Here is a 19,979-nt window from a genome sequence, read left to right as displayed (position 1 = left end):
CCGCCGGTACCAGTGCTCGACTCCAGCGTAGGCCGGTCGAGGAGGCCGGGCCGTTCCTCGTGATCACCAAATGGGTTGCCTCGGAACGCTACCGCGCATGACGGGCAAGTCGTAACGTTCATAGTGCCGGCGCGTCCTTCGACCGAAGGAGCGAACACATGGTCAGAACACACACGGTCGCCGCGGGAGAGACGCTGTCGGCACTGGCACTGCGCTTCTACAACGATGTGGAGCTGTACCGGCTGATCGCCACCGCCAGCGGGATCGCCGATCCTGATGTCATCAGCGTGGGGCGACGGCTGATCATGCCCGACTACACGAAATACACGGTGGTCGCCGGTGACACGTTGTCAGGGCTGGCATCGCGTTACTACGGCGATGCCTCACTGAACTCGCTGATCGCCGGCGCCAGCGGAATCACCGAGACCGGCACCATCAAGGTGGGTCAGCGGCTCATCATCCCCGACATCGCCAGATACTCAGTGGCCGAGGGCGACACGCTGGAGGCGTTGGCGTCACGGTTCTACGGCGACGCGTCGTTTCATCCGCTGATCGCCACCGTCAACCGCATCGCCGATGCCGATGTCATCGACGTCGGACAGCGCCTGGTCGTCTTCGTCGGACGCAGCGACGGCTTCGGCCTGCGGATCGTGGACCGCAACGAGAACGACCCCCGTCTGTGGTACTACCGATTCCAGACCGCGGCGATCGGGTGGAATCCCGGTGTCAACGTTCTGCTGCCCGACGACTACCGCACCAGCGGGCGCACCTATCCCGTCCTCTACCTGTTCCACGGCGGGGCCGCCGACTTCCGTCAGTTCGACTTCTTGGGCATCCGTCAACTCACCGCAGGAAGGCCGATCATCGTCGTGATGCCCGACGGCGGGCAGGCGGGCTGGTACTCGAACCCGGTCACCTCCTTCGTCGGTCCGAGGAATTGGGAGACCTTTCACATCGCCCAACTGCTGCCGTGGATCGCGGCCAACTTCCGGACGTACGCCGACTACGACGGCCGTGCGGTGTGTGGGTTCTCGATGGGTGGCTTCGGTGCGCTGAAGTACGCGGCCAAGTACTTCGGCCACTTCGCCTCGGTGAGCAGCCACTCGGGACCGGCGAGCCTGCGCCGTGACTTCGGCCTGGTGGTGCACTGGGCGAACATCACTTCCGCGGTGCTGGACCTGGCGGGTGGGACGGTCTACGGCGCACCGTTCTGGGATCAGGCCAGGGTGACCGCCGACAATCCGGTCGAGCGGATCGACAGCTACCGGAACAAACGAGTGTTCATGGTCGCCGGCACCAGCCCGGACCCGCTCAACTGGTTCGACAGCGTGAACGAGACCCAGGTGCTCGCCGGCCAGCGGGAGTTCGGCCAACGCCTGAGGGCGGCCGGGATCCCGTACGAGTCACGAGAGGCGCCCGGCGGGCACGTCTTCCGGCCGGACGTCTTCCGCGTCGACCTCGACGGCATCATCGCCCGGCTGCGGCGCGCCGCGCTCTAGCAACCTACGGAAATCGCATTCTCGAATTCGATACGCGATTTTCGACAAATGCTGGGTGCCTTCTCCGCCTCGGAGAGTACGTTTCCCTCATGCAGACGGTCCGCAGTTTCTGCCGGATCTGCACCTCGGTGTGCGGCATCCTCGTCGACGTCGACGGTGACCAGGTCGTCCGAGTTCACGGCGATCAAGATCATCCGTTCTCCCGCGGCTACACCTGCGGGAAGGGCCGGGCGCTGCCCTTGTTGCATCATCATCCGGACCGGCTCGAGCGGCCACAGATGCGGATCGACGGCACACTGCAGGACACCCCATGGGAGGTGTGCCTCGACGACCTCGGCGCGCGGCTCAAAGACATCATCGACCGGCACGGGCCGGAGTCGGTGGCCTTCTATTTCAGCACCATGGAGAGCGCCGGCTTCCGGATGGCCGAAGCGCTGCACGCAGCCATCGGCACGCCCGCGAAGTTCAGCCCGCTGACCATCGACGGCACCGCCAAACCGCTGGTCTCCGATCTTGTCGGCGGGTTCATGGGCCTGTCCGGGCGCACCGATTTCGACCACGCGGACTTCCTGATGCTCGTCGGCGTCAACCCGGTCGTGTCCCACGGCCACGCGATCTCCATGCCCAACCCGACCGGGACGGTGCGTGCGATCGCCAAGCGCGGTCAGGTGTGGGTGATCGACCCGCGCCGCACCGAGACCGCCCGGCTGGCCACCGGCCACCTCGCGCCGCGGCCGAGCACCGATCACGCCGTGCTGGCGTACCTGGTGCGCGAGATCCTGCGGGACGGCATGAAGCCCGACGTGCCGGTGCAGGGACTGGACGATCTCGCGGCGGCGGTCGAGCCGTTCACTCTCGAGCACACCGCGCACCTCGCCGACGTCGACGCGGACGAGTTGACCCGGCTCGTCGCGGCGGTACGCGCCGCCGACTGTGTGGCGATCGAGACCGGCACCGGTGTCACGATGACCGCCGACCGGGCCAACGTCACGCAGTGGCTGGCCTGGGTGCTGATGATCCTCACCGGCGCGATGAACCGGCCCGGCGGCACCTGGTTCCACCCCGGATTCGCCTATCAGCTCGAGGCTTTCGGCGATCTTCTGCCGGTCACGCCGATCGAGGGCGCATTCGGACCCGGCCCACGGAGCCGGCCCGAGGCCCAGGCCTTCATCAACGAGTGGCCGTGCGCCGTCCTGCCCGACGAGATCGCCGCGGGCAACATCCGCGCGCTCATCAACGTCGGCGGCAGCCTGGTGACCAGCTTCCCCGAGACCGGCAAGCTGGTGCCCGCGCTGCAGTCGCTGGAGGTGTTCGCCACCACCGAGATCGTCAACAACGAGACGACGCAGTTGGCGACGCACGTGCTGCCCACCAAGGATCCGTTGGAGCGTCCCGACATCACGATCCACGACATCCTCAGCGCACGGGTGTCGGTGCAGTACACCCCGGCGGTGGTGGAACCGGTCGGCGAACGACGCTCGATGTGGTGGGTGTTCGCCGAGATCGGCAGGCGCCTCGGCTACGACCTCGGGAGCCTCGGCGACCCCGCGACCAGCACCGACGATGACGTGCTGAGCGTCCTGCTCGCCGGTGCACGCTCGAAGTACGACGAGGTCGCCGCGACCGGCTATGCCGATGCGGGCCGCGAGCTTCCTGCGGCATGGGTCGACGCGCACATCGACCGGATGGGCGGCTGGCGGCTCGCCCCGCCGCTGCTGGTCGATCAGCTTCGCGCGCTGGACCCGCCGCCGCCGTTGGTGATGGTGCCGCGCAGGCAGCGCAAGAAGCTCAACGGCCAACTCGATTTCCTCGGGGAGCCACCCGAGATCCTGATCAACCCCGACGACGGGGCCGCCGCGGGTGTCGTCACCGGCGCGCCGGTCACGGTGCGCAGCGCCAACGGGGAGATCACCGGTGTCGCGAAGCTCGACCAGTCGATGCGGCGCGGCGCGGTGTCCATTCCCCACGGACATCACGTCGCCAACGTCAACCGGCTCACCAGCAAGGACGACATCGACGTCGTGACCGGCATGGTCCGCTACTCCGGGATCGCGGTCAGCCTGCATCCGGCCTGACCGCAGCGCGTCTCGCGGGGCGACATCGCGGGGCGGTCACATCGCGGTGTCGAGTTGGCTGTCCGATGGACGGATCGCGATCCGCTGTTAGGGTCGGGGCCATCGTGCGGTGCAACGACGCAGTTCTTCAGAAGCGATGGCGCCCAGCCGTCGCGCTGATGCTCGCGCTCTGGCTCGTCGCGGTCGGATTCGACTGGACCCCGCCCAGGGCCGACGAGCCGCACCATGGACCGCACGCCCTGGCTGCCGGTCTGCACGGCGACCCCGCCGTGGTGGCTGACCACGCGCACCTGGAGAACGGCTCGACACCCGTCTCTCCCGACACGTTCGCCGACGCGGTGCGGCCGCGCGCCACCGTGGCCTTGATGGCGCTCGGCCTGCTCACCGCGATGGTCGTCGTCGCCGTGTTCTACCGGGGGACGACGCTGGCCCCCATCCGCGGCCCACCCCGCAGCCTCGCCGCACCCCTGACCGGTCGGGTCCTGCTGACCCGGCTCTGCATCTCGCGCCGCTGATCAGGCAGCGCCGGCCCGTGCTCCCCATGAGCCCGGCCGGCCGAGGCTGCCCCCCGTCAGCGCTGCGCGGCACGCCGTCGCGGCTCGAACCGAAGCGACGCACGCTATGAACCCTGTCCTGTCCCTACGCCCATTCACCCTGTCCCCGTCCCGGCAGCGCCATCTCGGCCGCTATGAACGCCCGGGCACGATGGTCGGCGACACCCCGGTGCTACGCATCGGAGCACCCTTCACCCCAGACGAACGCGGGTTCTGGGCCAAACTCGAAGGCTTCAACCCCGGCGGGATGAAGGACCGGCCCGCCATGCACATGGTCGAACGCGGTCGAGCCAGGGGCGCCCTGCGGCCGGGTGCCAGGATCGTCGAATCCACCAGCGGAACGCTCGGACTCGGGCTGGCACTGGCGGGGACGGCGTACGGACATCCCGTCACCCTGGTCACCGACCCCGGCATGGAACCCATCATCCAGCGGATGCTGACGGCGTTCGGCGCTCGCATCGACCTGGTCACCGAACCGCACCCCGTCGGGGGCTGGCAACGGGCGCGTCAGGAACGTGTGCAGCAGATTCTGTCTTCCGATCCGCACGCCTGGTATCCCGACCAGTACAACAACCCCGACAACGTCGAGGCCTACCGGCCGCTGGCACTCGAGTTGCAGGCGCAGCTCGGCCGCATCGACGTTCTCGTGTGCTCGGTGGGCACCGGCGGCCACTCGGCCGGTGTGGCCCGGGTACTGCGCGAGTCCAATCCCGGCCTACGGTTGATCGGCGTGGACACGATCGGGTCGACGATCTTCGGTCAACCCGCCAGCACGCGCCTGATGCGCGGCCTCGGGTCGAGCATCTACCCGGGCAACGTGGACTACGCGGCGTTCAGCGAGGTGCACTGGGTCGCTCCCGCGGAGGCCGTGTGGGCGTGCCGCACGCTGGCCGCCACGCACTACAGCAGCGGCGGGTGGAGCGTCGGAGCGGTCGCACTGGTGGCCGGGTGGGCTGCCCGCACCCTTCCGGCCACGACGACGGTCGCCGCGATCTTCCCGGACGGGCCGCAGCGCTACTTCGACACCGTCTACAACGACGAGTACTGCCGCGACCATGACCTGCTCGATGCCCCGCCGCCCGCCGAGCCCGCGGTGATCGGCCATCCGCGGGAGCAGGTGGTGTCGTCGTGGACGCGCTGCACCGATGTCGTCGACCCGATGGCGGTGGCGCGGTGACGGGCGTCCTGACGCAGTTCCGCAGCTTCGGCTGGCCCAGCCGGATGCTGATGATCAACCAGTTCGGCATCAACCTCGGCTTCTACATGCTGATGCCGTATCTGGCCGGTTACCTGGCCGGCCCGCTGGGTCTGGCCGCGTGGGCGGTGGGCCTGGTGCTGGGGGTGCGCAACTTCTCCCAGCAGGGCATGTTCATCGTGGGGGGCACCCTGGCCGACCGGCTCGGCTACAAACCGCTGATCGTGGCCGGGTGCCTCCTGCGGACCGCGGGTTTCGGCCTGCTGATCTTCGCCGAGTCGTTACCGGCGGTGTTGATCGCCTCAGCGGCAACGGGATTCGCCGGGGCGTTGTTCAACCCAGCCGTCCGCGCATACCTCGCCGCCGATGCGGGTCCGCGACGTGTCGAAGCGTTCGCGATGTTCAACATCTTCTACCAGGCCGGCATTCTGGCCGGTCCCCTGGTCGGCTTGGCGCTGATGGTTCTCGACTTCCGCACGGCGGCTGCGGCGGCGGCCGCGGTCTTCGCCGCGTTGACCGTCGCCCAGCTCTTCGCCTTACCCCAGCACCGCGCCACCACACCGACCGAGAAGGGTTCGGTGCTGGCGGACTGGCGTGTGGTGCTGGCCAATCGGTCGTTCCTGCTGTTCGCGGCGGCGATGATCGGCTCGTACGTGCTGTCGTTCCAGGTGTACCTGGCGCTGCCGCTGCAGGCCGGATTGCTCGCTCCGGACGACGAGACCCGCATCGTGGCAGGGGTGTTCGTGATCTCCGGTCTGGTGGCGGTCTTCGGCCAACTGCGCATCACGCGGTGGTTCAGCGCCCGGTGGGGGGCGGGCCGTTCTCTCGCGGTGGGACTGGTGATCCTCGCGGCGGCATTCGTGCCGCTGGTGGTGGTACCGGACGGTCGCTTCGGGGAGGGTGTCGCGATCGCCGCGCTACTGGTGGCCGCGGGCGTGCTGGCGGTCGGGTCGGCGGCGGTGTTCCCGTTCGAGATGGACACCGTCGTCTCACTGGCGAACGACCGGCTGGTCGGCACGCACTACGGCTTCTACAACACCATCGTCGGGATCGGAATCCTCGCCGGGAACCTCGCCACCGGAACCCTGATGCAGGCCGCTCGCGACGCCGGTATGGCGGCGCTGACGTGGGTGGGGCTGGCCGTGATCGGATTGGCGTCGGCAGCCGCGCTGTACCGGCTCGACCGGACGGGTCGGCTTCGCCCGAGGACGATGACCGCTGTCTAGACGCCGGTGAGCGGCCGGCCGTCGGCCTGCCACGCCCGCATACCGCCGCGCAGTTCGATGACGTCGGTGTAGCCGAGATCGCGCAAGGTCGCGGCCGCGGTGGTGCTCATGGGCCCGGACCGGCAGTAGACGGCCAGCGGGGTGGACCGGTCGGCCGGGAGGCGGTCGGCCTGGTCGGCGATCTGGTCGAACGGTATCGACAGGTCGGTACCGGCGATGTCGCCTTCGAAGGGCACGTGCACGTTGACGGTCAGCCGCCCGGGTTCGGCGACGGCGTCCGCGAATTCGGCGGGATCCACCAGTTGGGCGACGGAGGCCTCAGCGGTGCTCGACGGCGGGGTGGGTGCGTCGGTTCCGCACGCCGACACGGTCATCACACCGCATGCCGTCGCCACCGCACCGAGCATCACCAACCGTCGTCCGGGCCGACGAGTCTTCTGATCCTGCACGGTCTTCAACGTACCCCTTCAGCGTCTCGCCTCGGGCTGCATGCGCTCGCGCAGGGAGTCGTAGATGGGTGGTGACCGGGTCAGTTCGGCGACCAGTACCGCCGCGGCGGTGGCGGCCAGCATCGGGATGGCGACGGCCGTGGTGGCCGTCATCTCGATGACGACGACGATGCCCGTCACGGGTGCGCGCACCGTTGCCCCGAAGAATGCGGCCATGCCCACCAGCGCCATCGGAATGCTCAGCGCGGCAATGTCTCCGGGCAACAGCGGGTCGGCCACTCCGGCGAAGAGCAGCCCCCACAGTGCGCCGACCGCCAGCAAGGGGGCGAACAGTCCACCCGGCACCGCGGCCGCGTACGACAGCGGTCCGGCGATGAAGCGCACCAGCAGATATCCGACCACCACCGGGAGCACGATCTCGTGCCCGCCGAGGACCAGCTGCGTCAAGGTGTCACCGCCCCCGACGGCTTGCGGGTAGACGAACATCGCGAGGCCGATGACGGCCCCGATCATCGCGGCCTTGGCGATCGGCGGTATCCGCCGTATCCCGCCGACGTGGTCGAGGAACCACAGCACCAGTCGGTTGTAGGCCGCACCGAGGCATCCGGTCAGGAGCCCGAAGACCACGAACAGGGGTAGCCACGCCAGCGCGGGGGTGTCGACCGACGTGACGAAGAAGTCCGGTTCGTTGCCGAGAATGAACCGCATACAGCCGACGGCGGTGGCGGCCGCGAGAAGCGTGGTCAGCACGGTCTGCAGGCGGAACGACTTGGTCACCTCTTCGAGTGCGAACAGGGTGCCGCCGATCGGCGCGTTGAAGGCGACCGCGAGACCGGCGCCGCCGACGGCCGTCTGCATCATCCGGATGTCGGCGTCGGGAAGTCGGGCGCGGCGGCCCGCCTCGGCGCCGATGGCCGCGCCCATGTGCACCGTCGGACCTTCGCGCCCGAGCACCAGTCCGGACCCGATGGACAGCACACCGCCGATGAACTTCGCGGGCAACAGGATCAGCAGCGGCGCGCGGGCGTCGCCGCGGTAGACGGCTTCGACATGCTGGATCCCACTGCCGGCGGCCAGGGGCACCCAGCGCACGATCAGCGCCGCCAGCGTCGCGCCGAGTGCGGCGGCGGCCATGGGCGCCAGCCATCCCGGACCCGACAGGTCGTGGGCCCAGTCGACGAAGTCGATCCGCAGCCGGTCGGCGGCCTGCAGACACCAGCGGAAGGCGCCACCGATGAAACCGATCGCCACACCGGCGACGACCGCCGTCGCGCAGAGGAGGACCCACCCGCGCCCGGATTCAGCGGGCTGGTCGCGATCGACGGCCGGATCGGTCATGGCGCACCAGTCTCGCAGATCGGTGTCCGGCCCAGCAGCATTTGGAACACGACCCGCAACTCGACGCGCCTCGATTGCCGGCCGATGCCGCCGCGCGCCCCCGAAACCGAAGGCAGGGTCCCGATTTCCCCTGTCAGGGTTCGCGGCTCAGGTGGTCCACGTGTTCCGTACCGCCTACTCGTGGGCGGTCGTCGTGCCTCACGGCGACCGCGAAATCGGCGATCAGCGAAGTCACTTCGTCGGCCCGTTCGATCTGCGGAAAGTGGCTGCTGCCCGGCAGGATCGCCTGTCGAGATCTGGGCACATGGCTGCTGACCAGATCCAGCCAGGGCGATGCCACGCCCGGCGCCAGCGAGACCCGCTCGCGGGCGGTGTCCATGGTCGTGCTCTGGATGGCCAGGAGGGGAACGTCGACCGCGTCGAGGGCGCCCTCCACATCGCCCGCGTCCCAGCGAGCCAGGTCCGTCAGCAAGGGTCTGCCCAGCGCCGCGGGGAAACACAGCGCACGGTCGACGATCGCTTGCCTGATCGCGGGCTCACTCGACGGTACGAACATCGACTCGAAGAAACTCCGCATGAATCGCAGGTAGCCGTCACCGACGAGTTCGTCGGCCATGGACTGACCGGCGGCCTCGGAGTCCCCGGCGCCGATACGGCTGCCGTCCACAAGCACCAGACCCGCCACGGCCTGGGGTCGCGCCCGGGTCGCAGCGAGCACCACCCGGCATCCCATGCTGTGGCCGACCAAGATCGCAGGCGGCACATCGAGCGCGGCCAGGGCCTGGGCGACCGCGGTGCCGTAGGCCTCGATGGTGCACTCGGCAGGTGTTCCGGGGCTGAGGCCGTGGCCGGGCAGGTCGCACGCCACGACCGTCATTCTGGGCTTCAGCGTCCGGACCTGTGCGTGCCAGTCCGTCCGGTCACAGGCCAACCCGTGCACGAAGAACAACGGAGGATCCCCGGTGCCGGCCCTGGTGATGTGCATGCTCGAGCCCCTCCCGGGCCGCCATTGCGGTGAACCAGGATCGTGTCACGTCAGCTTCCGGCGCGGCGAGAAAACATGTATCGCGGATGGACCGGATTTTCGGTGCGTGCGCTGGTCGTACTAGCCCGCGCAGTTCAGCGACACCGATATCGACCGGGACACGACGACCGGAACCAGGCGGCCGTGATCGTCACCGTCACCGCCGAAGCCGAAGGGTCCGTCACGATGTTCGACCCGCGCCAACTCGGTGACGGTCTGCGGATTACGGACGCTGGTGACGACACACTCCTCGAGTGGAGCGCTGCCGACCCGGTCGATGTTGACGGTGTAGCCCGCGGCCTCGAGCGCTGCGATGGTCTCGAGCGCTGTTTCGGCGTGCGCGGGGATCGCCGGCGCGACCAGCACAGCACCGACGGAGAGCAACACAGGGGCCAACATCGATGTTGGGCGCATATCTTCGATCCGTTCTACGAAACCCCGCCATCGATTTATCGCCGCGACGGATCGGTTCGTTTCCCGTCGGTGACCGGTTGCCGGCGGTCTACGTCTCGTCGGCGACCCCGTGGCGGCTCTGGTGGGCGCCGGGGGCGTCCGAGTCGCCATGTTGATCATCGAGCTGCTCTTGCATCTCGCGCTGCTCGTCGGTTGCCTGGGTGGCGTCGAGGGGCTTGGCGGGCGGATCGTTTCGCTGAACCATGCCTCAGAGTCACCCGATAGGACGACGGCCAAACCGCTTCAGCCGGCCTGACCGGACTGCGCGGCCTGAAGTGCTCGAGCGCCGTGGTCACGGGTCACGCGCAGTTCAGCGAGACGGTGATGGTGCGCTTGACCACCACCGGGACGAGCGCTCTGTCGTCGTCGCGGCCCTCCACCAGGGTCAGGCGCTTCTGCTCCCGCGGCCGGCCGATCTCGGTGATCCGGCACTCCTCGAGCGGTGCGCTACCGATGCGGTTGAGCCTGACGTCGAAGCCGGTGGCCTCCAACTGGTGGATCGTGGCGGCCGCCGAGTCGGCCCGGGCCGGCGGCGCCGGGCCGAGCAGGATGGCTCCTACGGCGGCGGCTCCGGCGAACGTGGAGAGCGCGATGGCCTGCAGGACGGGCGCGTGGGTGGCGATGAAGTTCATGGTGGAAACCCTTCTGTGCGTTCCGATTCCGAAGAACCGCAGTCATCTGACTGACACCGATCGTCTCGCAGTCGCATCCGCGGAACTTGGAGGTTGTGTGGAGAACACGTGGAGATCGTCGGCGGGACCGCGCACATGTGCGCGGCGGCGGTTTCCCGTGGGGCGGGCTGCGGGCCGTGATCGCCCGTTTCGTTTTCCATTGCTGGGTCGCGGTCACACTGCTGATCGCAGCCTTGACGGTGGTCAGCGCCGTCGATGACCCGCGGGTGTTGCCGGGCGGATAGTGAACCCTTCCCTCGCGCGGGGTGAAATCTGGCCTCGCCGACATTACGAATCGTCAACCGGCAAAGCACGATTACCTGACTTCGCACGTCGCGGTGGAAACCATCGCGAGACCACGGCGCCGTTGCGTTGCACACAGACTAGGAGGACATGACATGAGCGCAATGATTTCCGGGCCAGTGCGTGCCCGGCGATTTCTAGTCGGATCGGCTGTCGTGGCTGGAGCAGCGGTTGCTGTCGCCTTTCCGGCGGTGGCCGTCGCCGAACCTGTCTGGGACATCGGCGAATACGACTCCTGCACGAGGACGCTGGGCGGTATCGACGGCAGCGAGAGCGAACCGATCGCACAGGAGATCGAGAACCAGAAATGGTGCTGCTATAAGTCCGGCGGTGTTTGGACCGAGAAGCAGGGCTGCGTCGCTCCGCCCGCTCAAGGCGCGGGCCCAACGCTGACTCCGGGTGGGTCGAAAGTCGATCTGCCGACCGTGCGGGTCCAGCCCCCCATCAATGCACCGCAGAGGACGCCGATGGTCGATCTGAACACGCCAGAAGTGCGCCCGGCGCTGAGCTGAGAAACGATCTGCCGGCCGGTGCGGTGCCCGACGCTCTCGCGGGCCTTGCCGCTACCGGGGAGCAGCTGACTACTCGCTACGACACTTCGGTTTTGGGCACCAAGGTCCGCCTGTCGAGCGCGTCGCGAATCGCGTCTAGCTTCACCGCTTCTGACTCGGGTCTCGACGAACTCGGATACGTCCAAATGGATTCCGCGGAGCCGAATTGCCCTTCCGGATCATCACTGAACGCCTTCAACGCCCACATCATCGAAACCGGCACCAAGTCCTACCGACTACGCACCAGCAAAACGATCAATCGCAACAAACCCACCACCCGAAACGCGGTGGGGCCACAATCGACGACTGTGGGGGCCAAACCACTTGACGAAACGCACGCTCGCGGTACTTGGAGGCTGTGTGGAGAACACGTAGAGATCACGGGCACAGGCAACCGGGCGGAGGACGATCCACCAAGGCGCAAACATGCTGTGTCACATCGCGATTGCCGACGGTGTCCTAACTGGCAGCAGACAGCCGTCGACGACGATCGCGATCGAGGCTGGGGCAACCGAATCTCGAGAGGCCGCTTGCCCGGGCCGGCGGGGGCCGTTCCTAGACGCGTGTTGTGTCGATGGCGGCGCTCATCGCCGTCCGCGACTCGGCGCGTTGGCCGAGGGTGGTCGCCGTGAGCATGAACAGCGTGCGTCCGTCGGCACCGCCCACTTCGCATGCGATCGCGTGGCGACCTGGGGTGTCGATGGTGGCCGTCACCTCGCCACCCGCGATCACGCGGACGAACCGGTCGAACGCCGGGCTGGCCACCCAGACGCCGTCGTCTTCATCGATGGCGATGCCGTCGGGAAAATCCTCGAGTTCGGCCCACACTCGGCGGTTTCTCAACGAGCCGTCGCTCGCCAAGTCGAAACCGGTGATGCACTGCCCGATGCTCTCCGCAACCAGCAGCGTCGATCCGTCGGCCGTGATCACCATGCCGTTGGCGAATCGGAGGTTGTCGGCCACTTCGCGCACCGAGCCGTCCGGGTCGACGCGCAGCAGCGCGGCGGTCGCCGGATCTCCGCCTCCGGCGTAGTCGTAGCCGAACTGGCCGACGAAGGCGTGACCGTGGCGGTCGACGCACATGTCGTTGATCTCATGGGACGCGAATGGGCTGAGGTCGGCGTGCACGGTGAGATCCGAACCGTCGAAGCGCATCACGCGACGACCCACCATCGAACAGATCAGCATCGAGCCATCAGGTAGCCAGCCCAGCCCGGAAGGCTGCTCGATTTCCACCAGGGTGGACACTTCACCGTCTTCGCCCACGCGCAGCACGGCGTCAGCGTGCATGTCAGAGACGTACAGCGCGCCGTCGTGCCAACGCGGGCCCTCGAGAAATGCGCGACCCGTGACCAGGGGATTGAGGTCAGCCATGAGTGGGATCCTAAGACCTCATGGATTTCGTCCTCGGCCGCGTGTCGAGACGTCACCCGAGACATCGACGTCGAGTACGACCACACGCGGTGACGCTCACCCTGAGCGGGAGGCGACGGGCGCGGCCGTTGAGGTCGCTGCCACGCGGGTGGACTTCATGGGCGCCTTTCGCACTACGTTCTGCCGTGCCCCAGTCGGACTCGAACCGACACTGTGCGGACTTGAGCCGCTTTCTCGGCTCCAAGCGCGGTGCGGTGCAGAGGTCAACCCGCAGAGCCCACATTCGTCAGCAGCACGGCTGCCTCGTTGTAGGGAAACGCTCGGTAGAGGAGGCGAGAACGCGGTATGACCAGGGCCGCGGCCTCGGCCTTGCTTACCACCCGTGGGTTGACGAGCGCGACAGCCCGTCCACGCTTGCGTAGCACCGTCGGCCCGCCGGCCAGCACGTTCTTCAACCAGTCCGTCTGTAGGCCGTAGCCGATGAGGATGGCGTACCCATCATGGGTCTTGAATACCAGAAGGGGCGTTCGATATCGCTTACCCGACTTCCGCCCGACGTGCTCGAGCGTTCCGAGGTTCGGAAGCCACGGTGTGATCGTGCGAGCCGCCGGATTGGTGACTCGCTTGTTGAACTCTGCGATTCGGCGAGGCACGCGCATTCTCGGAGTCTAGGTATTGTCGACGTTCCTCGCTGACGAGGTGCTGACGCACGGAGCTGCCAACAACAGCGACCGCTCGAATGTTCGAGCCGCAATCGGCCCCTACCTGCAAGAACTCCGGTGCCCCCAGTCGGACTCGAACCGACACTTGGCGGATTTTAAGTCCGCTGCCTCTGCCAATTGGGCTATGGGGGCTTTGCAGCTCAGAGCATACTTCAGGCCGTTTCGGCCTTTTTCTGACGTCCCGAGTACCGCAGTGATACCGCAGTACTGTCGATGGCCTTGCCCAGCGCATCGGCGACACCGCTCAGATCATCGTTGAGCAAGTGACCGTAGCGGTCGAGCGTCATCGCCGCCGTCGCGTGTCCAAGTAGCCGTTGCACGACCTTGACGTTAGCGCCTGCGCTGATCGCCAGCGACGCCGTGGTGTGCCTTAGGCCATGGGGTACCAGCCCCTCGATCCCGACTTCGGCGCACGCATTGTCGAACGCCCACCGGTACTCGCCGAGCGGCAAGAACCCGCCTTTGCGGCTCGGGAACACCAGTGCATTCGGATCGGTAGGCAATTCAGCGTGAAGCCGCTTCCACACAGGTTCGGGTACCGGCACGTGGCGATCCCGCTTCGTCTTGGTCGTTGACTCGACGATGCCCTTACCGGTGACCGCGGTCGCGGACGATCGCACCGTGAGCACGCGGTCACCCACATGCCGGCGCCTCAGTGCTACGGCTTCGCCGAACCTCAGCCCGCAGTAGCCGAGGACCAGCGTCAGCGTCTCGAACCGATCGGCAGCCTTGGCCAGCATCAACAGCTCGGCATGACTCAGATACCGCCGCTCACGCTCGGCTTGTTCGGGAAGATCCTCATCCCGCTTTATCTCCAGAGCGACGTTCTTCGCGACCTTGCCGGTTCGTTGCGCGTATTTGAGGACAGCGCCGACGAGCTGGTGCGCCTGGGTGATCCGGCTTGCCGACAGACCCGCGCCTCGTTGCCCACCATCGACAGACAGAGCGCCCAGCCAGGTCGAGTACGACTCGTAGTCGAGCCGTTTCAGCGGGACGTCTTCCCACTTGGGCAACACCACCGTGTCGAGCAACGAGCGATACCCTGCAACGGTTTTCGGCTTCCGATGCTGTTTGGTGGTGAACCACTGCTCGGCGACCGTGCCGAACGTTTCGGCACTCTTGCGGGGATCGACATACTCACCGCGCTGAACGTCCGCAGTGAGACCGTTCAGATAGGCCTGTGCATCCGGCTTGCGCTGGAAGCTCTTGGTGCGCTCGGCTCCGGTGGCATCAACCCACCTGACGCGCCAGCGCGACACCTTGCCGTACACCGCGGATCTCTCGGTGCGCATCGTTCCGTCCGGATCTTTGACGCGCTTGTGCCAGCGGTCGTCGATACCCGCTCGCTCGTTCCGGGTGATCACGAATCGAACATACCGCAGTAATCCGCGTCATCCGTCCGCTTTGCGATCCATCGTTCTTCGACCTTCGGCCTACTCAATCCGAAGCAGCATGACCGGAAATACTTTTCGGTCAATGTGGCTGTGGTGGTGGACACGGCGCCATAGCCGCAGTCACTGTTGGCTCAGCCAAACCAACCGTAATTCAGGAGGAATCTGATGGAATTGCTAGGAGCCAAGGAAGTCTCGGACCTGACCGGTGTCCCGGTTGGGACGCTGAGGTACTGGCGTCATTCGGACATCGGTCCAGCGAGCTTCACCTTGGGCCGCCGGGTCGTTTATCGACGCGATGAGGTTCTGCGATGGATCTCCCAGCGGGAGAGCACAACCCGGCGCGGAGGCGGCGACGCCGCGTGACGCCGACGAATGAGAAAGACCTCGGGGTCTAGCCGAGGCCTTTCGTTCGAACCACCCGATTACCCAAAACGGAAGTTCCCCATGAGACTAACCCGTCATGCCGGCCTGCGGAAGCACCACAGGCTTGATTGCCTATGAGCAGCAACGCAGATAATGACAAGAAATCCGTCGCCGCACGCCTGGTCACTATGGCCCAAGAACGCTATCTCCTCGGAGTTTCCGAAGACGGCAAGCCCTTCGGCGCCGAACGCAGCCGGCCCCATCTGGCGATACTACTGCGCGCAGGAAAAGCTGGCCTGCGCGCCGAGCTCGCCTCCCGGTACTTCAATGACACCGGGACCGTTGCCGGCGGCCAGGCCCTCACCGACGCCACGCTGGTCCTCGAAGGCTTGGCCGCCAACCAGCCCCCGGAGAAACTGCACCTGCGCATCGCCGACCACCACGGCACGAGCTACATCGACACCGGCCGACAAGACGGAAAGGTCATCCGCATCGGCCAGGGTCGATGGACAGTCGCCGACTCAGCTCCGGTTCGGTTCTTGCGGACAGCGCTGACCGCCGAGATGCCTCTCCCACCCGCCAACGGTGACGTCAACAAGCTATGGAACTTCGTTAACGTTGCCGTCGAGGACCAACCCGTGTTGCTTGCAGTGCTCATCGCTGCGCTCGTCCAGTGCGATGTCCCGCACCCTGTGTTGGCGCTGTTCGCCGAGCAAGGCAGCGCCAAAACCACGACGACGCGCATGCTGGTCGATCTCATCGACCCCTCCTCTATTGAAGTGCGCCAGGCGCCCCGCGACGCCGACTCGTGGGTGACCGCTGCCTCCGGTTCCTGGGTAGTGGCCCTGGACAATTTGTCCGCGATCCCACCGTGGTTGTCGGACTCGCTGTGTCGAGCTGCGACAGGCGACGGCAACGTCAAACGCGCGCTCTACACCGATGCGGACCTCGCAGTGATCAAGTTCCGCCGCTGCATCATCGTTAACGGCATCGACGTCGGCGCAATACGTCCCGACCTCGCCGAACGCATGGCAATGGTTGATCTGCGACGCATCGAACGCCACATGCGACAGTCTGAGGCCACTCTGCGACAACAGTGGCGCACGGCTCTACCAGGCATTTTAAGCGGGCTCCTCAACCTGGCCGCCACCGTTCATCAACGCCTCGAAACCATCGTGGTCGATGATGCGCCACGCATGGCGGACTTTGGTCGCGTGCTGGCGGCCGTCGACGAACTTTTGTCGACTCATGGCTTACGCCGCTACATGTCCCGCGCAGATCAGCTCGCGGAGGACAGCTTGTCCGGCGATCTCTTCATCGAACAGCTGCGCCACCACATATTAGAACCGCTGCGCGGACAGTCCGGTGTCGACCTGCTCGCCCTCTTCACCCCGACAGGCGATCACTGGCGACGCCCCAAGGAATGGCCCAAGAACGGCCGCGATGTGACAAGCCTGCTCCGTAGACACGCGCCGGCGCTGCGAAACCTGGGATGGGCGATCGAGAACGACGGAGCCCGCAACCACCGCAACGTCCTGCTGTGGACCATCTATCCACCACACAAAGATGTGGCTGCCCATCAAGCCTCGCAGCCCTCGCGTCCCTCGCTGCTACGGCCCAGTCCCCCCGCAGCGCCCGCCCGAGAGAACCCGACCACTTCTAGCGCCGACGAGCGCCGCGACGACCTCTCCGCATAACGGCACCCCGCGGTCCAGATTCGACGAGCTGTCGGTGCCTGCAGGCAGTATCAGGAGCAGCCGAGAGGGAGCAGCTGCGATGAGCCTTGATGACGACCTGGAGAACTTGGCCACTGCCGCGGTCAGCGATTGGCCCGAGATCGTATTCTCCGGCCGGCTTGATGCGGCGATCCGCGACCTATACCGGACGCATCTGCGGTTCCCGCCATCCTGGACCCCGGACGAGCGCGATGAGTTCATCGAGGAACGCGCCGACACCGAAGCCCAACGATTGGCCACCCGGTTCGACGACGCCATCGACGTCATGATCGACGATTTCGGCCGGCAGAACGGGTACTTGCCTCATCATGAGTACGCATCAACGATGATCACCAAAGCACGAAAGGACGCCGTTTACGAGTTGGAGGCCAGCATCGAGTACCTAGCCGATGACCTCGCTCAGACGGTTACGCACACCGCTGGCCGTACCGTCGCGAGCATGACCGGGCGCAGTCCCGCCGCACGACGTCCCCATAGAAATGGCCCTCGCCGAATCAGCTGACTTCTCACCAACTACGGCGCGGATGAACGGCATTGGACAGGTCACGGGCAGCCGTCAGCGTGGCACGATCAAGTTTCTTGAGCCGAGCCTGCTCTGCCAAGCGAGTAAGCAACCCGCGTAAAGCCTCGCCATCGTCCAGGACCCTGTTGGCGGCATCCACCGGTGCGACGGGCCGGTGCGGCTCGGGTGTTCCCGCAGATTGCTTCTGCGATGCAGCGGCTTTCGGGACTTCGATCACGCGAATCGGCGCCCCGTATCGCTGTGCGGCGATACGGGCCGCCGATGCGTCCCGACGACACGTATCCGAGCAATACAGCCGGCGTCGGCCACGTCTAGGAGTGGCGTCCTCATCGAGCATCACCGCATCGCAGCGGACACACCGAGTCGGATCGTAGGCACCGCCCTCGCTCTCATTTCTTTCAACACCATCACAGATCGGATCATCGTTGACTGCAGCGCCTTCGGGTACGACATCAGCAGCTCTCGAACGTGCTGCCGGGGAGATTGCCGAATCATGTCCACCCTCGCCCCCGGCCCGGCGCAGCTGTGCCTGAATCTCACGGACATCGACACCGACAAGCTCAGCGATCTGCGCGAAGGTCAGACCACGACCACGCATCTGCCCGACCAGCGCCTGCAGACCACGAAAGTGACCGGCCCTGCGCTTTACGGCATCAGCACGGATGTTCTCCGCCGCCTGGTCAAAACGCTTGCGCTCCCATGAATCAACAGCACCGACTCTGTGCAGCATTGCACGGATCGACTCGGCATCAGACGCATTGGCGCGATCCCGCCGAGCCCGCGAAGCATTCTTCTTGCGCTGCAGTTCGACCGCCCGATACCGGGCCTTCAGCTTCTCGTTCGCTCCCATGCCTGCAACCTACGAACCGACGGACGAAATAGTCCACCACCACAGCCACATTCGCCTACAACCCAGATTCGTGTGCGTTCGCCAACAGGCACAGCCCCGAGGCCTATGTAGCCACCGGTCAAGGCGCGTACGACACAGCCAGCCGAAGCTCATCGACTTCCAGGCCCGTTAGGTGGGCGATGTCGGCCAACGATTGTCCGGAATCAACCATCTGCTTCACCTGCTTGCTGTACGTGCACAGAGACATGGTGAGTTCCGCCGAAGCCTCAACGCGCTCATGGTCATCGATGTCATCGCCAGCCGCCGAGAGAGTCTCGAGCTTCCACACTTGCACCTCGGCAACGCCAGCCAGTGCACGTGTGAGGATCACGCCATCGGCCATATTGGCCAACTCCCGTTCGGCGTCGGCATTGTCGGTACGCGTTTTTCTATCCACGGCCGAACGATAGGACCCCGCTCCTGTCGGCGGCCACCACCACAGCCATATTCGCCCAAAGTAAAGCGAGCCAACGACAGGCTCCCCGAGGGCTACTCAACCGCACGTGATCCCGACGTGCCGTTTCCGAGGGCGTGTTGCCGCCTTCACGCACGGCCAAGCGGCAACGGCCAGACAGGCACACACCTCTTGCACTCCGGGGCCAGCACGATCATTCAACGACGGACGATATTCGGGTAAAGATCCTCGGCGCGGACACCCCGCGCCCCAAGCAGTGCGAGACCGCGGATGGGAGGAGTTGCCTGCGAGACACCTCACGGACGTAGGGGGAAGAGTTCTCAACGCGGGAAACGGCGGTCCGAACGCTGGGGTGGTGCACTCACTTTGCCGGCACGAATCGTCACGCGGATGCCCATGGAATCTGCGCACACGGCCTCGCCGATGACGGCGCCGAACGGCCCTTCGATGCCATCGCCGACGCGATTTGCGAGAAGGCGAAAAGAGCCCGAAGACCAGCCGGCTGGACGCTGTGATTTCGTTGTGCCTAGCGAGCTAAGCGCGCGGGGCGGCCCGTCTTCTTGGTGGCGATCTTCGACTCTTTGGCGTCGCTATCGGTCTTGCGGTGGGCGGCGAGGAAGTCATCGACGATGTTCGCGCAGTCATTGTGAGTGATGGTGCGAAGCCCGGTCATTCGGGCGAAGGCGAGTGGTCCGACGAGTTGGCAGAGCGCCAGTTCCCGGTCGAAGTCGTCGAGTTCGGCTTGTGCTCTCGGGCTGGTGAGTATGGCGTCAAATGGTTGACGGTACTGGTCAACGACTCGGGCCCGTAGCGCCCCGGATGTGTGGCGCTCATCCGCTTCGTTAGTGGAGCCGGTGGGCCCCAATGAGAGCCACGCGAGTGTCGTGACATGCAGCGGTGCGTCGTTGAAGAGTGCGGCTTGGCGGCTGAGCAATTCGATCAGCTGCTCACGGAGGGGTCCGCTGGTCGGTGCCGGAGTGGTCACTTGCGGAAGTAGGCGTTCGAACGTGGCTGCGAGCAGATGCGACGAACTGTGGAAGTGGCGGTACAGCGTGGTTCGGGCCACTTTGGATGCTTTGGTGACGGCATCGATAGTGACCGCTTCCACCCCACCGGTGCTCAGTAGCGTTGCCGCAGCATCCAGCAGCCGGGTGCGTGACCGGATGCGCCGCGGGTCCACGTCATCGTCAGGGACTGGCGCTGACTGACTGTTGCTCACTCATTC

General features: G+C 66.1%; 21 protein-coding genes and 1 tRNA gene. 9 read left to right on the top strand and 13 right to left on the bottom strand.

The features are described 5' to 3' along the window. Positions 1 to 158: 158 nt before the first annotated feature. The 5 genes from AU195_RS15170 (at position 159) to AU195_RS15150 (ending at position 6,549) form a co-directional block, all read left to right on the top strand. Positions 159 to 1,499, top strand: coding sequence for an alpha/beta hydrolase-fold protein (locus AU195_RS15170; RefSeq protein WP_059159884.1), 1,341 nt, complete (start codon positions 159 to 161; stop codon positions 1,497 to 1,499). Between the two features lie 89 nt (positions 1,500 to 1,588). Further along, positions 1,589 to 3,574, top strand: coding sequence for a molybdopterin-containing oxidoreductase family protein (locus tag AU195_RS15165; RefSeq protein WP_059159883.1), 1,986 nt, complete (start codon positions 1,589 to 1,591; stop codon positions 3,572 to 3,574). 65 nt (positions 3,575 to 3,639) lie between these two features. Beyond that, positions 3,640 to 4,089, top strand: coding sequence for a putative copper homeostasis (lipo)protein LpqS (lpqS, locus tag AU195_RS15160; protein ID WP_502687346.1), 450 nt, complete (start codon positions 3,640 to 3,642; stop codon positions 4,087 to 4,089). A 106-nt stretch (positions 4,090 to 4,195) separates the two neighbouring features. Next, entirely contained in the window at positions 4,196 to 5,305 is a 1,110-nt protein-coding gene (locus tag AU195_RS15155; RefSeq protein WP_059159882.1) for a PLP-dependent cysteine synthase family protein, read from the top strand. Continuing rightward, positions 5,302 to 6,549, top strand: coding sequence for an MFS transporter (locus tag AU195_RS15150; RefSeq protein ID WP_059159881.1), 1,248 nt, complete (start codon positions 5,302 to 5,304; stop codon positions 6,547 to 6,549). The genes AU195_RS15155 and AU195_RS15150 overlap by 4 nt, the downstream gene beginning before the upstream one ends. Here AU195_RS15150 and AU195_RS15145 read toward each other — a convergent pair. The 6 genes from AU195_RS15145 to AU195_RS15125 all read right to left on the bottom strand — a co-directional run bounded on the left by AU195_RS15145 (position 6,546) and on the right by AU195_RS15125 (position 10,445). Continuing rightward, positions 6,546 to 6,998: a rhodanese-like domain-containing protein gene (locus AU195_RS15145; RefSeq protein ID WP_286149264.1), complete on the bottom strand. Its 453-nt coding sequence runs from the start codon at positions 6,996 to 6,998 to the stop codon at positions 6,546 to 6,548. The genes AU195_RS15150 and AU195_RS15145 overlap by 4 nt on opposite strands. An 18-nt stretch (positions 6,999 to 7,016) precedes the next feature. Next, positions 7,017 to 8,336, bottom strand: coding sequence for a ClC family H(+)/Cl(-) exchange transporter (locus tag AU195_RS15140; RefSeq protein WP_059159879.1), 1,320 nt, complete (start codon positions 8,334 to 8,336; stop codon positions 7,017 to 7,019). Between the two features lie 133 nt (positions 8,337 to 8,469). Then, on the bottom strand, positions 8,470 to 9,321 hold the full coding sequence (locus AU195_RS15135) for an alpha/beta fold hydrolase (RefSeq protein ID WP_059159878.1): 852 nt from the start codon (positions 9,319 to 9,321) through the stop codon (positions 8,470 to 8,472). A 120-nt stretch (positions 9,322 to 9,441) separates the two neighbouring features. Continuing rightward, the gene (locus AU195_RS15130; protein ID WP_059159877.1) at positions 9,442 to 9,774 is read right to left on the bottom strand and encodes a hypothetical protein; all 333 of its coding nucleotides are present in this window, start codon (positions 9,772 to 9,774) and stop codon (positions 9,442 to 9,444) included. An 88-nt stretch (positions 9,775 to 9,862) separates the two neighbouring features. Beyond that, entirely contained in the window at positions 9,863 to 10,018 is a 156-nt protein-coding gene (locus AU195_RS25955) for a hypothetical protein (RefSeq protein ID WP_172800593.1), read from the bottom strand. A 94-nt stretch (positions 10,019 to 10,112) separates the two neighbouring features. Further along, positions 10,113 to 10,445: a hypothetical protein gene (locus tag AU195_RS15125; protein ID WP_059159876.1), complete on the bottom strand. Its 333-nt coding sequence runs from the start codon at positions 10,443 to 10,445 to the stop codon at positions 10,113 to 10,115. Positions 10,446 to 10,882: 437 nt separating this feature from the next. On the opposite strand from AU195_RS15125, the gene AU195_RS15120 reads away from it, so the two are divergent. Then, a complete protein-coding gene (locus AU195_RS15120; protein ID WP_157531140.1) occupies positions 10,883 to 11,299 on the top strand; it encodes a hypothetical protein in 417 nt (138 codons plus the stop codon). Positions 11,300 to 11,893: 594 nt separating this feature from the next. On the opposite strand, the gene AU195_RS15115 is transcribed toward AU195_RS15120, so the two are convergent. From AU195_RS15115 to AU195_RS15100, 4 genes are all read right to left on the bottom strand, one after another. Next, positions 11,894 to 12,712 carry an SMP-30/gluconolactonase/LRE family protein gene (locus AU195_RS15115; RefSeq protein ID WP_059159874.1) on the bottom strand — a complete coding sequence of 273 codons (819 nt, stop codon included), beginning with the start codon at positions 12,710 to 12,712 and terminating at the stop codon, positions 11,894 to 11,896. Between the two features lie 263 nt (positions 12,713 to 12,975). Beyond that, the gene (locus AU195_RS15110; protein ID WP_059159873.1) at positions 12,976 to 13,371 is read right to left on the bottom strand and encodes a nitroreductase family deazaflavin-dependent oxidoreductase; all 396 of its coding nucleotides are present in this window, start codon (positions 13,369 to 13,371) and stop codon (positions 12,976 to 12,978) included. Positions 13,372 to 13,492: 121 nt separating this feature from the next. After that, positions 13,493 to 13,566 (bottom strand) — tRNA-Leu (locus AU195_RS15105). 20 nt (positions 13,567 to 13,586) lie between these two features. After that, positions 13,587 to 14,798, bottom strand: coding sequence for a tyrosine-type recombinase/integrase (locus AU195_RS15100; RefSeq protein ID WP_013471007.1), 1,212 nt, complete (start codon positions 14,796 to 14,798; stop codon positions 13,587 to 13,589). Between the two features lie 195 nt (positions 14,799 to 14,993). Here AU195_RS15100 and AU195_RS25240 point away from each other — a divergent pair, with 195 nt between their 5' ends. The 3 genes from AU195_RS25240 (at position 14,994) to AU195_RS15090 (ending at position 17,429) form a co-directional block, all read left to right on the top strand. Then, positions 14,994 to 15,191, top strand: coding sequence for a helix-turn-helix transcriptional regulator (locus AU195_RS25240; RefSeq protein WP_013471006.1), 198 nt, complete (start codon positions 14,994 to 14,996; stop codon positions 15,189 to 15,191). A gap of 134 nt (positions 15,192 to 15,325) precedes the next feature. Then, the gene (locus AU195_RS15095) at positions 15,326 to 16,888 is read left to right on the top strand and encodes an AICE element replication initiation protein (protein WP_013471005.1); all 1,563 of its coding nucleotides are present in this window, start codon (positions 15,326 to 15,328) and stop codon (positions 16,886 to 16,888) included. A 79-nt stretch (positions 16,889 to 16,967) separates the two neighbouring features. Further along, on the top strand, positions 16,968 to 17,429 hold the full coding sequence (locus AU195_RS15090) for a hypothetical protein (RefSeq protein WP_013471004.1): 462 nt from the start codon (positions 16,968 to 16,970) through the stop codon (positions 17,427 to 17,429). Between the two features lie 4 nt (positions 17,430 to 17,433). Here the strand turns inward: AU195_RS15090 and AU195_RS25235 are convergent, their stop codons facing one another. The 3 genes from AU195_RS25235 to AU195_RS15075 all read right to left on the bottom strand — a co-directional run bounded on the left by AU195_RS25235 (position 17,434) and on the right by AU195_RS15075 (position 19,973). Beyond that, positions 17,434 to 18,300, bottom strand: a complete 867-nt coding sequence (locus AU195_RS25235) for a hypothetical protein (RefSeq protein WP_013471003.1) — start codon at positions 18,298 to 18,300, stop codon at positions 17,434 to 17,436. A 118-nt stretch (positions 18,301 to 18,418) separates the two neighbouring features. Beyond that, positions 18,419 to 18,736 (bottom strand): hypothetical protein, encoded by a 318-nt coding sequence (locus AU195_RS15080; protein ID WP_013471002.1) that lies wholly within the window; start codon positions 18,734 to 18,736, stop codon positions 18,419 to 18,421. A 544-nt stretch (positions 18,737 to 19,280) separates the two neighbouring features. Then, complete coding sequence (locus AU195_RS15075; RefSeq protein WP_013471001.1) at positions 19,281 to 19,973, bottom strand: TetR/AcrR family transcriptional regulator; 693 nt, start codon at positions 19,971 to 19,973, stop codon at positions 19,281 to 19,283. Between the last annotated feature and the right edge of the window lie 6 nt (positions 19,974 to 19,979).

Source organism: Mycobacterium sp. IS-1496, from assembly GCF_001499995.1.
Lineage (GTDB): Bacteria > Actinomycetota > Actinomycetes > Mycobacteriales > Mycobacteriaceae > Mycobacterium.
The sequence above is the reverse complement of the archived record's forward strand: the minus strand, read 5'-3'. Positions and strand labels throughout refer to the sequence as shown.

Coding starts and splice junctions, on each gene's coding strand:
- AU195_RS15170 (WP_059159884.1), top strand. CDS start 159: ATGGTCAGAACACACACGGTCGCCGCGGGAGAGACGCTGTCGGCACTG.
- AU195_RS15165 (WP_059159883.1), top strand. CDS start 1,589: ATGCAGACGGTCCGCAGTTTCTGCCGGATCTGCACCTCGGTGTGCGGC.
- lpqS (WP_502687346.1), top strand. CDS start 3,640: ATGGACGGATCGCGATCCGCTGTTAGGGTCGGGGCCATCGTGCGGTGC.
- AU195_RS15155 (WP_059159882.1), top strand. CDS start 4,196: ATGAACCCTGTCCTGTCCCTACGCCCATTCACCCTGTCCCCGTCCCGG.
- AU195_RS15140 (WP_059159879.1), bottom strand. CDS start 8,336: ATGACCGATCCGGCCGTCGATCGCGACCAGCCCGCTGAATCCGGGCGC.
- AU195_RS15135 (WP_059159878.1), bottom strand. CDS start 9,321: ATGCACATCACCAGGGCCGGCACCGGGGATCCTCCGTTGTTCTTCGTG.
- AU195_RS15130 (WP_059159877.1), bottom strand. CDS start 9,774: ATGCGCCCAACATCGATGTTGGCCCCTGTGTTGCTCTCCGTCGGTGCT.
- AU195_RS25955 (WP_172800593.1), bottom strand. CDS start 10,018: ATGGTTCAGCGAAACGATCCGCCCGCCAAGCCCCTCGACGCCACCCAG.
- AU195_RS15125 (WP_059159876.1), bottom strand. CDS start 10,445: ATGAACTTCATCGCCACCCACGCGCCCGTCCTGCAGGCCATCGCGCTC.
- AU195_RS15120 (WP_157531140.1), top strand. CDS start 10,883: ATGAGCGCAATGATTTCCGGGCCAGTGCGTGCCCGGCGATTTCTAGTC.
- AU195_RS15115 (WP_059159874.1), bottom strand. CDS start 12,712: ATGGCTGACCTCAATCCCCTGGTCACGGGTCGCGCATTTCTCGAGGGC.
- AU195_RS15110 (WP_059159873.1), bottom strand. CDS start 13,371: ATGCGCGTGCCTCGCCGAATCGCAGAGTTCAACAAGCGAGTCACCAAT.
- AU195_RS25240 (WP_013471006.1), top strand. CDS start 14,994: ATGGAATTGCTAGGAGCCAAGGAAGTCTCGGACCTGACCGGTGTCCCG.
- AU195_RS15095 (WP_013471005.1), top strand. CDS start 15,326: ATGAGCAGCAACGCAGATAATGACAAGAAATCCGTCGCCGCACGCCTG.
- AU195_RS15090 (WP_013471004.1), top strand. CDS start 16,968: ATGAGCCTTGATGACGACCTGGAGAACTTGGCCACTGCCGCGGTCAGC.
- AU195_RS25235 (WP_013471003.1), bottom strand. CDS start 18,300: ATGGGAGCGAACGAGAAGCTGAAGGCCCGGTATCGGGCGGTCGAACTG.